Genomic DNA, 15,381 nt, shown 5'->3' on the forward strand with positions numbered 1-15,381 from the left:
AAATAGCCCTATTTAAATAGTATTGCACACAAGAGTTAAAGCGCGCTATTGTTGAATTTGATGCAGTTGGTAGGTTTTTTGGAAGATCTTGATAGTAGGTTTTTAAGTATATTATGTGGTTTTTGTTAGAGGATATGCCTTTTAATACTTTAAAAATTTATGTTGTTATTGTTAAGGTGTTGAACTATGACATTACCTCTATTAGGAATAGGTTCTAGTATTACATGCAGGCTAATTTACGCATTTATATTTTTGTTTTTTTATGTAGTGTGATACCTGTTGTATCGGCGGAAAATTTTATTTTAGGATATTCACCTGAACATGTGTTTAGTGATAAAAATATTTTAAAAAGAGTGACTTGTGCGTTTAACTATGCAGGCCATGGGGTATCACTAGTACAATTACCAGCAAAACGTTCTCTGGAAATGTCTAAGAGGGCGAACATCGATGGTGACGTAGGACGCATAGAACAAGTTTACCGTGAAGAAAGTTCTCTGCTGCCTATTATGACGCCTGTTTCGTCTATAGATTTATGGGTATATGGACGCCCGGGTCTCGATATTAGCCATGAGAGTGACGTGATTAACTATACGTTAGTTCCGATTTTAGGTATTCGCTATTTCGAACGTTTTCCCCACACTATCTATAAGCGTAGCAATCAAGCAAGCTCACTAACGGGAGCGTTGAGCATGATAAGAGCGAAGCGTGGTGACTATACTTTTTGGAGCAAGGATATCGGAATGGAAATAAATCGCCGTCATTTGAATCAGCATATTATCTCTTATTTTGACGAACCTATTGATCAACAATACTTATTTACTATGCTTAATCGCAAGCATAAAAAATACATTCCCGACTTAGAAAAAGCCTACCTAGCAACACAGATGGATTATTCCTGTGCTGCTCAATAGATACTTGGATAAAACTTGTTAATAGGCTCTAGTGAGAGAATACTCTAGTACTTGAAAGTGGCACTTGTCGAGTAGCTAGTTTTTCTAGCCATTGAATAATTTGGTTTTCAATACCCTTGCTGCTGAGGTTTGCTTCATCAAGTAACTGCTCGCGCTTGCCGTGTTGGTAATACTTGTCGGGCAAGCCAATGGTAAGAGTGGGGATGGTAAAGCCCTCGCTACTTAACCATTCGATAACGCCTGCACCCGCGCCACCAGCTACGGCGTTTTCCTCTACAGTAATAATGTAATCGTGCTGAGCTATTTGATCCAATATGAGTTCAGTATCAAATGGTTTTGCCCATCTCATATCACATACGGTGTATTGATTTTTCTTGGCGACATTCATGACTTGAGGTAGTAAAACACCAAAATTTAAAATGCAAACACTGCGACCACTGTGGATTTTTTTGCCTTTGCCCACGGCAAATTTTTGATCTTCTACGATGATGTCCTTACCTGGCCCTGTGCCTCTTGGGTAGCGAACTGCCGAAGGGCCTTGATAATGGTAAGCAGAATACAAAAGTTGGCGACACTCATTTTCATCACTGGGTGTCGCGATAATCATATTAGGAATGCAGCGCATAAAAGAGATATCGAAACTCCCAGCATGTGTTGGGCCGTCTTCGCCAACAAGACCTGCACGATCAATAGCAAAAGTTACGTCCAAGTTTTGAAGTGCCACATCGTGCACAAGCTGATCATATGCTCGTTGTAAAAATGTAGAATAAATAGCGACCACAGGTTTTATATTTTCACATGCAAGTCCTGCCGCGAAAGTAACGGCATGTTGTTCAGCAATCGCGACATCATGAAATCTATTTGGATATACCTCTGAAAATTCAACCATTCCAGAGCCTTCGCACATAGCGGGTGTGATGGCAACCAGAGATTCGTCTTCAGCAGCCACATCACATAACCAATCGCCAAAAACGGTCTGATATTTTTTCTTGTTTGATATAGCGGGCTTTGGCGCATTAACCTTTACTTTGGGCTCTATTTTGTTAAGTGCGTGATAGCCCACAGGGTCACTCACCGCAGGCGCAAAGCCATGCCCTTTTTGGGTGATGATATGGAGCAGTTTAGGGCCTTTCATCGCCAATAAATTGCGCAAGTAAGGTACTAGGTGATGTAGGTCATGGCCGTTAATAGGCCCTACATAATAAAAGCCGAGTTCTTCGAACATTGTGCCAGGAGACACCATGCCTTTCAGATGTTCTTCGGTCTTACGCGCTAGCTCCCATGCCTGGGGAATTTTTGTGAGTACGCGCTTACTTCCCTCCCGCAGAGCGTGATATGTCTTGCTGGCCCAGATCTTTGAGAAGTAAGTAGCTAAACCGCCGACATTTTTGGAAATAGACATATTGTTGTCGTTTAGTACGACCAGAAGATCGCTCTTGGTATGTGCCGCGTGGTTGAGTGCTTCAAAAGCCATACCGGCGGTCATGGCACCATCGCCTATAACGGCCACAGCTTGTTGGCCTAACCCAAGTAGATCTGACGCTTCTGACATGCCCAGAGCGGCACCGATAGAAGTACTGGAGTGGCCTACACCAAAGGTATCGAAAGGACTTTCGCTGCGCTTGGGAAAACCTGATATACCCTGCCATTGGCGAATGCCTGCCATTTCATCTCTGCGACCCGTTAAAATCTTGTGTGGGTAGGTCTGATGGCCTACATCCCATACAATACGATCATTGGGAGTATTCAAAACATAGTGTAGGGCTATGGTAAGCTCAACAACACCGAGACCCGCGCCAAAATGCCCTCCTGTCTGGCCGACGGTAAAAAGCAAGAATTCCCGCAATTCACTGGCAAGCTGCTCAAGTTGGTTCTCTTTAAGCTTGCGTAAATCTGCCGGGCAATCGATGCCGTCTAGTAGTGGGGTTTCTGGCCTTTCTAATGGGATGGTGTCAAACATTAATAAATACTTCTATAGTTCCATAGCATAGATAGATACGCGGCTAATTCTAATGGCTTAAGCCACTACTATATCACCGCTTTTTTATTGTGTCGTCTTTATGACGGTTGAGATCAGCACACTAAAACTCCAATTGTATTGTGTCCTGATGTGCTTTGAAAGCCCTAGTGCGAATCCTTCGCCAGAGTGGCGCTAACCGGTTGTTTTACCGATCAGCGCATATGTCAGAGCCTTTGGCTGTTTATGTTAGCCTTTGTGATGTGGAACTTACGAGCTAGCCAGTATTGCGCATACCAGCGGAGATGCCCGCCATCGTTACTTTCAATGCTTGATCCAGCTCTGAGCTTATTTCTCCTGCTCTGCGCTCACGTTTGAGGAGTTCTGCTTGGAGGTAGTTAAGCGGGTCTATGTAAGGCTTGCGGACATTAATGGATAGTTGTAATAGGGGGTTATCATCAAGTAGAGCCGGTTGCTGTTTGATGCTATTGAGATGGTTTTCCAGGTTGATCAAGTCTTTACGTAGTTGATCGCCGAAGGTGTGTAAGTCCGGTGACACTAATAACTTTTCATAGTAGCCACAAATTTGTCCATCAGCCTTACCTACCACCATTTCAAGTAAATCCAAGAAGCTGGAGAAAAACGGCCATTCACTTACCATTTCTGCCAGTACTTCAGGGGATTTTTCCTGAGCATACTCTAATGCCTGAGAGCAGCCCAACCAGCTGGGTAGATTAAGCCGCACTTGCATCCAAGCAAATACCCAAGGAATTGCTCGCAGGCTTTCTACTCCGCCCTCCGCTTTACGTTTGGCTGGGCGAGAGCCCAGTGCTAGTTTACCCAACTCTTGTTCGGGGGTAAGGGTTCTGAAATAAGGAACAAAGTTTGGGTCTTCACGCACTACGCCTCGATAGGATTTGAGGCTGGCTTGTGCCATCTGCTCGATCAGGTCACGCCATGATTGCTGAGGTGGCGGCGTTGGCGCAGTGGTTGCCTTAAGAGTCGCGTGCACGTAATTAGATAAGCTCTTGAAAGCAATTCTTGGTATACCGAACTTGTAGCGGATCATTTCTCCCTGTTCGGTTACGCGGATATGGCCTTTTACAGACCCTGGTGGCTGAGAAGCCATGGCTTTTTCCACTGGGCCACCGCCACGGCCGACCGTGCCGCCACGGCCATGGAATAAACTCAAAGTAATATCGTGCTGCTCGGATAAGCTCACCAGTTTTTCTTGCGCTTTGTACTGTGCCCAGGTGGCTGCTACTTTACCGGCGTCTTTGGCAGAGTCAGAGTAACCAATCATCACTGTCTGCTCGCCTTTGCAGTATTGTTGGTACCAGTGCATTTGCCAAAGTTGGTTCATCACCGACGGGGCACGATCCAAATCGTCCAACGTTTCAAATAAGGGGACGATAGGCACTCGCCAAGTAGAGCCGGTTTCTTTAAGGAGCAGAGCGACAGCCAACACATCTGACGGTTGCTGGGCCATAGATATAACGTAATGAGAAAGGGTTTCTCGAGGCTGTTTGGCGATCACGCGGCAAGTGGCGATTACTTCGGCCGAGTCATTAGACAGAGGTAAATCGTGAGGCAGCAAAGGACGTTTGCTGGCGAGCTGCTCTAACAAGAATTCTTGTCGCTGTTGCTCATCCCACTGGCGGTAATTACCCAAGTCCAGGTATTCCGTTAGCTCGTCCAATACTTGAACGTGACGGTCACCGTCTTGTCGAATGTCGAGAGGCTGTAAATTAATGCCAAAGGCGTAGAGGCGTCTTATGGTATCGAGTAGGGGGCCATTTGCAATGTGTTCGAAGTTCTGAGCAATTAACGAGTTGTAGCACATCATCAGAGGGTCTAGCAGCTCTTTTTGCGAGCGAATAATATCTTCAGGCTCGGCGACATTTTCTTCTCTCAGACGCGCTTCAGTCCAAATAATGGTTTTTTTCAAACGCTCGTTAATACCAGCTAAAAGTGTTCTGTAGGGGGTGGCGCTCTTCACTCCAATGGCATCAAGTAGTTCTGGACTCGCTTGATGCATACTAAGATCCCCGCCTATATTCTGGAAATCATCAAGATAGAGTTCAGCGGCCTTCCAACGGCCAAGTAAGATAACCTTTTCGGTAACATCGTGGGTAACATTGGGGTTACCATCACGATCTCCCCCCATCCAGGAAAAAAACTGGAAAGGTTTAATATCCAAAGGTAAACCTTGGCCCAGCCGGCGGCGGCAGATGCGATCAAAATGGCGGACGAAATCAGGTGCTGCTCGCCATAAGCTATTCTCAATAACGGCAAAGCCCCATTTGGCTTCGTCGACGGCCGTTGGCCGTTCGCTACGAATCTCGTCGGTGTTCCATATCTCTTCGATTAAACGATGCAAGCGGCCTTGTAATTTATTTCTCTCATAAGTGAGTAAATCACTACGGGACATATCAGATAGAGTATCGGCCACGGCTTCGTATTTACGTATGAGGGTGCGTCTTGTCACTTCTGTGGGGTGTGCTGTGAGTACCAGGCTGATTTTTAAGTTTTGAATCAGTTGGTTAAGTTCGTCTTTGCCGGTATCCTTCGCTAGTTGTTCGAGTAAGGCATCCAAGCGATCTTCTGTTTGAGCAGCAGCACTGCACAGATATTCCTGGTCTGCGATATTGGCCAAGTTCAGAAATTGGTTAAATGCTCTGACTATGGGTAATATATCTTTATCTTCGAGTTGGCTAAGAAAATCAATTAGAGGGGTTGAATCGCCATCTTGCGCTTGGGTCAGAGTTTTTGACAGAGCTCGAATTTCTTCTACTTTCTTGTAAAGTTTTGGGCCTTCGTGCTCAAGTAAAGTTTCACCAAGTAACTGTCCCAGTAGTCTTACATTATCTCTCAATATTTCGGGCAACTGTTGCATAACTCTCCTATGGCTGCAGGCCAATAGATTGACGGAATATTAAATACGGTTAGTACGTGTATTTGAATTGTTTAGACGTTTTCTATGAGGAATAAAAAAATTAGTGGTTTGTGATTTCATTCTCGACTTTTTGAAACTTTATCAGGCACTGGTCGCATATGCAAAATAGTATTCTGTTTTGATTGATAAATGTACGTATAGGATAAATTTTATGTTATATGTAAGGTTTTCCCTGATAACTCATCAGTTGTAAACAGAAAAAGCGATGAATGCCGATTTCGCTGACAGACCCTAAATTTAAATCTGTGAACAATATTTTATGAAAACGGATAATTTATAGAGGGATGAACTAGTATATTGCTCATCTGTAGTGGAGGTTGTTTTGGAACTTGTTGGTAGCCTCAATGTCTGGTTGTTTTTTATGCTCTAAACTGAGGAAATGTCGATAATGCTGTTTGCAATAAAGCAAGGTGTGCGAGTATTCATGCTGCTAGTTTTAACTGTTACTTTAACGGCATGTTTTGCCCCTGACGCAATTGTTAAAAGTGGTGATGTCGCCGACGGGTTAATCGCCAAGGAGCTTGTCTCATCTCACCTAATCGCCAACCAAGCGACTCGTATTCACTATGTTATGCGTAAAAACGACTCTAAGAATCTTATTGTTTTTATCCATGGGACACCGGGTAGCTGGACTGTGTTTTCGCCACAGTTGAGTGATGAAAAGCTAGTAGAGAATGCAAATTTGGTTGCCATTGATAGGCCAGGTTGGGGAGGCTCGACGATTTTTAACGATGACGGTAACTTATCCCTCGCTAGACAATCCCAGCTTATTGGGCCGGTGTTATCTGAATTACGGCACATGTTCGATAGTGATAACTTAGTTTTAGTAGGCCATTCACTCGGTGGCTCGCTAGTGCCTAGGATAGCTATGGATTATCCAGAACTGGTGGATGCTGTTGTAGTTTTGGCAGGCGATCTAACTGATCAGTATCCTGCGGCACACTGGTACAATAATCTTGCTACTTGGCTATTAGTAAAATGGATGTTGCCATCTGAAATGGTAAAAGCCAATGATGAAGTTTTAGCATTGCAAGACAGCTTGACAGAGATGAAACCTCTCTGGCGAAAGCTGCGTGCTCCATTGCTTATTGTGCAGGGAAATAAAGACGAATTGGTTGACCCACGTCATGCGGATTTTGCCGAAAAGGTTGGATCTCCAGGTGGCGTTAGGGTAGAGCGCTTTGCCGATGGGGGGCATCTCGTACATCTCACGCACGCTCAAAAAGTGAGTCAATTAATTGCCCAAATGCTTTTACGAAAAGAAACGTCCATGTCTCTTCTTGATGAGCCGCTTCTTGATGAGTAAATTCAATTGGCGTAAGCCGTGTTAGACGCAGTCAAGCCTGGGCTTAGTGGAAAATATTTTCTTCGCCTGGGAACACACCAGTTTTAACATCCGCGGCATATTTTTTTAGTGCGCTAGGAATATCTTTACTCTCTATTAAAAAGTTTTTCGAGAACTTTGGTGGTTTTGGGGTCAAGCCCAAAATATCATTGATAACTAATACCTGAGCATCGGTGAATTTTCCTGCGCCAATACCAATGGTGGGGATACTAATATTTTCAGTAATTTCTTCTGCCACTTTTTCTGGAACACATTCGAGTAATAATATATCGGCTCCAGCAGCCTCTAAAGCCATTGCATCACTAATTAGTTTTCGAGCCTGTTCAGGTGTTCTACCCTGTACGCGAAAGCCTCCCAACTTATTAACAGACTGAGGTGTTAAGCCGATATGTGCGCACACCGGTATACCTCTGTCACTTAGCATTCTTATTGTGTCTGCTAGCCATTCACCGCCTTCAATTTTTACCATATGAGCGCCAGCACGCATGACCTTAGCAGCATTTTCTAGGGCTTGCTCAGGGGTTGCGTATGTCATGAAGGGAAGATCTCCCATAATCAATGATTTTTTATTGCCACGGGAAACGGCTTCGATGTGATAGATCATTTGCTCCATGGTAACTGGGATGGTGCTGTCATAGCCGAGCACAGTCATGCCTAGGCTATCGCCAACCAAAACAACTTCAACACCGCTTAATTCTGCCATCGCTGCCATGGGAGCGTCGTACAGAGCAACAGTAATAAACTTTTCGCCGCTTTCCTTCATTTTTTTCAAAGTGAGAATAGTAACGGGCTTTTCTAGTGATTGAGTGGTATCTCCAGCGTAGACCATAGCAGTAACCAATAAATAGTGTGAAAAGAAAGTAACTTATATCCAAATGTCCTTCATATTGGACTTTGACAATAGAAAATCGGGCGGATAAACCCGAAAAGTAACCCATTAAAAAGCGTTATTCTTCGTCGATTCGAAATAAGTCAGCAGTGCCAATTATATGCAAAAGATCAGCGACTTTGCGACCGTCTGGTAGTTCAAGATTATTGTCTATATCAAGCAGGGGTTGCAGAACAAAGTTGCGTTGGGTTATCTGGGTATGAGGAACTGTAAGAGTATCACTACTGATGATATCACTATCGTAAAGAAGTATGTCTAGATCCAATGTCCTCGGCCCCCAGCGAATATCCCTAACGCGTAAATGTTGTTGTTCAATTTTTTGTAGTTCTTTAAGAACAGCTAGAGCCGGCAGTTCGGTTTCTACTTTTATCGCGCCATTAACATAGTCAGGTTGCTCACCTGGACCTACGGCCTTGCTACGGTACCAGCTGGAAACACGGATAAGAGAAAATTCAGGGTGATTTGCTATGTCCTGACAGGCGGTTTGGATTTCACCTAGTGAATCACCTAGATTACTGCCCATGCCAATAAACACTGTATGTTTAACTGAAATGTTATGACTGTTTGTTGTCACCGTTGTCGCCACTGTTATTATTCTTACGAGGTTTTTTGCGCCTTCGTCGTTGTCGTCCTTTGCCACTAGAAGGGACATCTTTTAACAATTTCCCCTTCTCTTCAGCATTAGCATCTTGAAATGATGTCCACCACATTCCCAACCCATCTAATTGTTCGCCAGCCTCTTCACGTAGCAGTAAAAAATCATAGGCTGCCCTAAATCGAGGATGTTCCAATGTTTGATGTGCTCGGCGTGAATCGCGCTTATCGAAGCGAAGCTGTAAATTCCATATTTCTCGCATTGGAATTAAAAAGCGTTTGGGGATGGCTGTATAGGAAAGCTGCTGGCTGATCACCCCTTGAGCAGCCTGCTGCATAGCTTCGTAAGGTGGAACCTTGTGTGAATTAATAAGTTCATGCATACGTGCATGTAAGGAAGGCCACAACATAGCAGCGTAGATAAATGCTGGTGTTACTCGCTTATTATTGCGCAAGCGTTTGTCGGTATTAGCAACGGTGGCAAAGATCAGTTTCTGATAATAAGGGTCGTCTTCCTGCAAGTAGCTTTCTGTCCCTGGAAAAAGATAAGCGAGCAAGCCGAATTCACGCAGCTGGGTGAGAATTGCGGTTGCATAGCCCGATATAAAAAGCTTGAGTACTTCTTCAAATAAACGTGCAGGAGGGATGTCGGCTAGATAATTAGCATGTTCTCGAATAGGCGCTTCGGTTTCGGATGTTAAGCTGAACCCCAACTTAGCCGCAAAACGAACCGCTCGAAGCATTCTAACCGGATCTTCTTTGTAACGAGCATCTGGATCACCGATAATCCTTAGTTGACGCTCATTCAGATCTTTTAAGCCACCTGTATAGTCGTGGATGGTGCCGTCTTCCGGATCATAATAGAGAGCGTTGACGGTAAAGTCTCGTCGTAACGCATCAGATCGAATGTCGCCGTAGACATTATCTCTTAACAAAATTCCCTTATCTGACTGGTTATGATCTTTTTTTGGCTGGTCTTGTTGGGGGCTGTCACGGAAAGTGGTAACTTCGATCACTTCTCGTCCAAATCTTACATGGACGATGCGAAAGCGACGGCCGATCAGGCGTGCGTTTTTGAAGACAGCTTTAGTCTGCTCCGGTGTCGCGTTAGTTGCTACGTCAAAATCTTTTGGATGAAAATCCAATAAGAAGTCCCTCACCCCGCCTCCTACGAGATAGGCTGAATAGCCCGCCTGTTTCAGGTTGCTGATGACTTTTCGAGCAGCAGAACTCACATCATGCTTGGAAATATGGTGTTCGCTTTCGGGGATTATTGTGGGAGCCGCAGAATCCGTTGGCCTTAATAATTGATATAGCCTTTTCAACATAAATGAGACAAAGTCTTGTTGTTTAAATACGCGTAGCGCTTGTCGTGGGGCAGTGTACCAGAAAGTAGTGGGTAGGAAAGGGGGAGTGTAAATACTAAGGCGGGAAAGCCTTGGCTTTCCCGCTAAAAATCTAGTCTTTCATTCTCTTTTATTATCAACCTGGGCACTTCCGTGTCCAACTAGGCGAGCTTTCTCCCAATATACGCAAGTCAGTTTCTTATCGTTTCTTATTATTTATTGTTGTTATTATTGTTTATTTAATTTGTTTTTTATTATTTATTGTTGTTATTAGTTATTTATAAAGTTTTTATTATTCTTTATTGTTTTTATTATGCTTTTACTAATGCAGCTGACGTGCCAAAAACTAAATATCTATATAAATCAATGAGTTGCCTTTTTTGTTCTTTTTTTTTATTAGCTTTAGTTATGTTGGCTCGTTACGATATGTGCCGATAGTTGTTACTTTTTTGAGGCACGGTAACACTGTTTTTCAGAGAAAATGGAACTTTTTCTTATCGTTTATATCTATTTTGAACTATTTTTCTCCCTTTTATAGGCAGTTGTGCCTTTTTATGGTGAAACCTGACCATTTAGAGGCTATTTATGGTGCATGGAAGGTAAGTGTAACTATTAGTAGATATGGTTCAAAAAAAGTGGGTGTTTTTTGCACATAATGTAGACGGCCACATTGACGCCTGAGAGCCTTAAATTTTTTTATGCCATTGGCTTATTAGCGATGTCGCCATAAGTTTGATACAGGCTGTAGATAGTGAACAAGCTTAAGCATATTGACCCCGCCGATATAGCAGAGGCAAAAGCGTTGTTTACATAACAAGCCTTTCTTAGATGCTTACTTGTCTCAGAAAGTTATTTGGAATTGGCTGATTGTGTTGGTCTTTTTCGAGGAATGCCCAGTCGTTGTCGTCTTTCCCAAAGACATTTACGACTGACGCCTAATTTTCTCGCCAGCTCTGTTTCGCTCATACTATCCTGATGTTCGAGAACAAAGCGTTGAAAATAATCTTCTAAAGATAGATCTTCATTTGGCTCATTACTTGCCATAGCGGCAGGTTCTTTGGGGGATAGTAGCGTTTTTTCGCCGCTATCAGCGTCATCGGTAACTTTCACAAGATCGAGGTCAATTGAAAGCTGTGTATGATCTATTTCACTCTCATCCTCGCAGAGGATAACCGAGCGCTGCATTGCATTTTCTAGCTCACGAATATTTCCAGGCCAGTTATAGGTCGTAATGGCCTGAATCGCCTCGGGGGTTAACGAGAGCGGAGGTTTGCGCATTTCAGCGCAGAAGCGTTTTACGAAAGTTTCTGCCAAGGCCAAGATGTCCTTACCTCTCTCTCTAAGAGGAGGAAGCTTAAGCTGGACGACATTAATGCGAAAATAAAGATCTTCACGGAATCTGTTTTCTCTAACTAGTTTACCTAAGTCACGATGCGTTGCTGCGATTAAACGTACATCTACCTTTTTAGACTCGACCGAGCCGATAGGCCTAACTTCTCCTTCCTGCAGTACTCGCAGGAGCCGAGCTTGGGCTTCTAGGGGAAGCTCGCCTATTTCATCGAGAAACAATGTGCCGCCATCGGCCGCGGCCACTAACCCTTCACGCATACTTGCGGCACCAGTAAAAGCCCCTTTTTCATGGCCAAATAATTCGGCTTCAATCAATGTTTCGGGGATAGCGGCACAATTAACTGAGATTAAGGAGCTATCCCGTCGGGGGCTTTCTCTATGAATTGCCTGGGCCACTAATTCCTTGCCGGTACCTGTTTCACCATTGACGAGCACTGTTGCATTTGTTGGAGCAACTTTATGAATTTTGGCATAGAGGGATTTCATGATTGAACTGGAGCCAATCATCCCTTCAATGGGGGAGTCGTTATCTTTAGGCTGTGGGGTATGTTTGGGTAAAGCATTTGCTTTGCCAATAACGCGCTTGACCGCAGCGAGCATTTCATCGTGATCAAAGGGTTTGGCGATGTAATCCACCGCTCCCATGCGCATAGAGTCTACGGCGGAGCGTAAGCTGGCATAGCTAGTCATAATCAAGACAGGCACATCATCGGCAAGTTTAATAAGATCTGTACCAGGCGCGCCAGGTAGCCGAAGATCACTGATGATCAAATCAAAGTTATCAAGTTTGAACTTAGTAATTGCTTCATTCACCGAGCCTGCTTCTTTGATATCGTGCTTATTGCGTGTTAGCAGTTTGCGCAGAGCTGTGCGAATAATGACTTCATCTTCAACAATCAGTATTTTACTCATAATGCTATGTCTATCTTGATTTCTATGATGCTATAAAAAGCTGCTCACAGTTTTGTCTAATAGTATTCCCCCTAGTGTTACCTTATATGCGGTGAGATTCAAGAGCTATGGGCAGTTTTACCACAAATTTTGTGCCCTTTTGTAACACCTTGTCTACCGGGCTGATAATTTCAATGCTGCCTTTATGGTCATCAATGATGCTATAAACCATCGCTAGACCAAGACCGGTACCTTCTCCTGGTTCTTTGGTCGTAAAAAAAGGCTCCAGGATTTGATCCTTTATTTCATCAGAAATTCCCGATCCACCATCTGTCACCGAAAATTTTACATAATCCGGCGTCTGTTCACCTTCAATCACGATATCGGTATTTTCTGGGCTAGCATCGCGAGCATTGGAAAGTAGGTTGACGAACACTTGGATAATTCGTTGGCTATCACCCTTTATAACCAGGGGTTCTGGGATTTTATTTTGATAGTTCATTTGCCCTCTTTCGATTTGTAGGGCAATGAGGTTAATCCCTTCTTGTGCGCACTGCCAAAGGTTCACTTCATCGGACACACTATTCTGATGAGAACCTGAGTGTGAGAAGCTAACAAGCGACTGTACAATTTTGCTGACACGATCTGTTTGCGACAGTATCTGTTCCGAGGTTTCCAGCAATTCTTCATTATCTGTTTCGTAACGCATATTCTGTGCAAGACAAGCAATACCAGTAACTGGATTGCCGATTTCGTGGGCTACGCCGGCTGCTAGACGTCCTATTGATGCTAGGCGCTCGCTGTGAATAAGCTCCTGTTCTAGAATTTGTAGCTCTGTGACATCTTCTAGGATCATCACTTGGCTATCCACTTTTTGGAAAAAAGATGATGGTACTAAAGCTTTATGTAGAGATATCCAGTGCGGTTTACCAAGTAGCTCAATTTCTTGTTTATAAAAATGCGCCTTTGCAGAAGAGAAAAAGTCTGTGAGTAACGGCCCCCATGGGTCGAGCACTTCTGCTAGACGTGAGCCCGTAACGGATTCGCTGGCAATACCGGTAAGGTCTTCTAGCGCGCTGTTCCAAAGCATAACTTCCATATCTTTACCGACAGAACAGGCAGCCAAGGGCAATTCTTCAAATGTGCGACGGTGGTATAAACGCAATTGGTTCAGTTCCCCTGCTACCCCGGTCAATTCATCGCGCATGTCGCTAATGCGGTTTTCCATTAGCGTAATATCAGTATCTGCTTCCTTCTCTGGTAACTTAAAGGGGAGTTGTTTATCGACAATTTCACTGGCTAGTGCTATTCCTAGCAAGCCGGACAGGTTTGCCTCTACTTCATTTCTTAATAGCCTAAGTGCATAAGGGCGGCTTTCATTTGCATTTAACGCCAGGCTCTGTAGGGCTTTCTCGACTTCAATGCGCGCGGTTGACTCGCCTATTCGCTCGCTCAAGCGTTCTACCATCTCATCTGGGGATCGAACGTCCAATGTTAGACGTATAGGGTGGCTGAGTTCATCTTCGGAGCAAAGCTCAGCACTGTACCGTTCATCGTGGGACTGGCTGGAGTAATGGGAGACAACAATAAATGTTATCGCATTTAAAGCTAGCGACCAGAGGGTAAGTGCGCTCCAACTTTGTACCCCTAGAACAACCGGAACATCAAAAATAGTAATAGTGTAATTATGTTGCCCCCAAATCATAGGCATAAAAATACCGGAGAACCAAATGGCAATACCTACAAATAAACCAGCGATAAAACCACGACGATTACCTCTTGACCAATAAACCACAGCTAGAATGCCTGGCAAAAATTGTAGCGTGGCAATAAAAGCGCTGATCGCCAAGTCGGTTAAGTTAAATCGATTCTTTAACGATAAATAAAAACCATAACCTATAACAATAACAACTGCGATTAAAATTCTACGAATACGAGTAAGCTGGCCATAGATCTCTTTCTTAGTTCTAAGGGGGGTGGATGGTAGAATCCAGTAGTTCATAATCATCGTCGCTACTGAGAGTGCGATAGCAATGACGGCTCCGGTGGCAGCAGAGAGACCTGCAATAAAGGAAATAATAGTAAAAGTAGCATTGCCAGATGCTATGGGCACAGCCAAAGGAAAATATTCAGCCGGCATCTGGCTATTTAATTTTAGTCCAGCCCAGAGGATGGGGAAAATCGGTAGCGCCATGAAAAATAAAAATAATGGAAATGCCCAGCTTACAAGTCGGGACGCATCTTTCACTTTATTCTCAACCACCGTCATATGAAAAATATGCGGCATTGAAATGGCAGTAGATAAAAAAACCAGTAGCATTGTATGGAATGAAGCTGTATTGACAGTGGAATATAAGCGATCAATGTTTTCTGGATTTTCTGTCAGCCAAAGATCTAAATCTGCCGGCCCATCAAACACATAATATAAAGCGAAAATACCTACTGCGCATAAGCCAAATAATTTAATCAATGACTCAAAAGCCATTGCTGTAATCAGGCCTTTGTGTCGTTCTCTGTTAGAGCCAAATAGCACAGCGAAGAAAGTGATAACAATGCAGTAGGCGAGGGCGAACATTTCCCGGGAGCCGAAGTCGGAATTGTTGGATGTTAAATTGTCGCCACTGTATAAGGTGAGTATGTGAATGGTGTCGCCTACGGCTTTGATTTGCAGGGCCAGTAGAGGCGTCATTGCCAGCAACATACACAGGGTAACAATGCCTCCTACGGAATGGCTGTGGTAGCGAAAAGTTAACAAATCCGCCATTGAGGTAATTTGATAACGTCTTGCCAATTCTGTTAGGGGTTTCAAAGTGAGAGGTGAGAGTAAAAAAAGCGCGCCTGTGCCTAGATAGTAAGCGAGGGCTCCATAACCAAAATTTTGTGCTAGATCGATAACGCCATAGAATGACCAAGCGCTGGCAAAAATACCTAGTGAAAATACATAAACAATCGGGTGAGTAACAACTTTTTCTGAAATCCAGCCATTCTCAGTTGCATAGGCCACACCAAAAATAATACTGATATAGACAATGCATATAATACCAACATGAAGGAAACTAAAGGTCATTGGCTTTTTCCTTATATTGGATTGCAAAAGCTACCACTATGACGAATAACCAGACAATAAATGGCCGATACCAGC

Annotated in this window: 9 protein-coding genes; 2 read left to right on the forward strand and 7 right to left on the reverse strand. The window is 43.8% G+C overall.

The genetic code is table 11. The features are described from left to right. Window positions 1-224: 224 nt before the first annotated feature. Window positions 225-911, forward strand: a complete 687-nt coding sequence (locus BVC89_RS02595; RefSeq protein WP_086929710.1) for a hypothetical protein — start codon at window positions 225-227, stop codon at window positions 909-911. Between the two features lie 28 nt (window positions 912-939). Here the strand turns inward: BVC89_RS02595 and dxs are convergent, their stop codons facing one another. Both dxs and ppc read right to left on the reverse strand, forming a co-directional pair. Continuing rightward, the gene (gene dxs / locus BVC89_RS02600) at window positions 940-2,871 is read right to left on the reverse strand and encodes a 1-deoxy-D-xylulose-5-phosphate synthase (RefSeq protein ID WP_086929711.1); all 1,932 of its coding nucleotides are present in this window, start codon (window positions 2,869-2,871) and stop codon (window positions 940-942) included. A 274-nt stretch (window positions 2,872-3,145) separates the two neighbouring features. Then, window positions 3,146-5,764, reverse strand: coding sequence for a phosphoenolpyruvate carboxylase (ppc, locus tag BVC89_RS02605; protein WP_086929712.1), 2,619 nt, complete (start codon window positions 5,762-5,764; stop codon window positions 3,146-3,148). Window positions 5,765-6,212: 448 nt separating this feature from the next. Between ppc and BVC89_RS02610 the strand changes: the two genes are divergently transcribed. Beyond that, window positions 6,213-7,130, forward strand: coding sequence for an alpha/beta fold hydrolase (locus BVC89_RS02610; protein ID WP_158657756.1), 918 nt, complete (start codon window positions 6,213-6,215; stop codon window positions 7,128-7,130). Window positions 7,131-7,173: 43 nt separating this feature from the next. On the opposite strand, the gene panB is transcribed toward BVC89_RS02610, so the two are convergent. The 5 genes from panB to BVC89_RS02635 form a co-directional block, all read right to left on the reverse strand. Further along, window positions 7,174-7,998 carry a 3-methyl-2-oxobutanoate hydroxymethyltransferase gene (gene panB / locus BVC89_RS02615; RefSeq protein ID WP_086929714.1) on the reverse strand — a complete coding sequence of 275 codons (825 nt, stop codon included), beginning with the start codon at window positions 7,996-7,998 and terminating at the stop codon, window positions 7,174-7,176. Window positions 7,999-8,116: 118 nt separating this feature from the next. Then, window positions 8,117-8,632, reverse strand: a complete 516-nt coding sequence (gene folK, locus BVC89_RS02620; protein ID WP_245929307.1) for a 2-amino-4-hydroxy-6-hydroxymethyldihydropteridine diphosphokinase — start codon at window positions 8,630-8,632, stop codon at window positions 8,117-8,119. Beyond that, the gene (gene pcnB, locus BVC89_RS02625; RefSeq protein WP_086929715.1) at window positions 8,613-9,980 is read right to left on the reverse strand and encodes a polynucleotide adenylyltransferase PcnB; all 1,368 of its coding nucleotides are present in this window, start codon (window positions 9,978-9,980) and stop codon (window positions 8,613-8,615) included. The genes folK and pcnB overlap by 20 nt, the downstream gene beginning before the upstream one ends. 867 nt (window positions 9,981-10,847) lie before the next feature. Next, complete coding sequence (locus BVC89_RS02630) at window positions 10,848-12,260, reverse strand: sigma-54-dependent transcriptional regulator (RefSeq protein WP_086929716.1); 1,413 nt, start codon at window positions 12,258-12,260, stop codon at window positions 10,848-10,850. Between the two features lie 82 nt (window positions 12,261-12,342). After that, complete coding sequence (locus BVC89_RS02635; protein ID WP_086929717.1) at window positions 12,343-15,306, reverse strand: ATP-binding protein; 2,964 nt, start codon at window positions 15,304-15,306, stop codon at window positions 12,343-12,345. Between the last annotated feature and the right edge of the window lie 75 nt (window positions 15,307-15,381).

Source organism: Agarilytica rhodophyticola, from assembly GCF_002157225.2.
GTDB lineage: Bacteria > Pseudomonadota > Gammaproteobacteria > Pseudomonadales > Cellvibrionaceae > Agarilytica > Agarilytica rhodophyticola.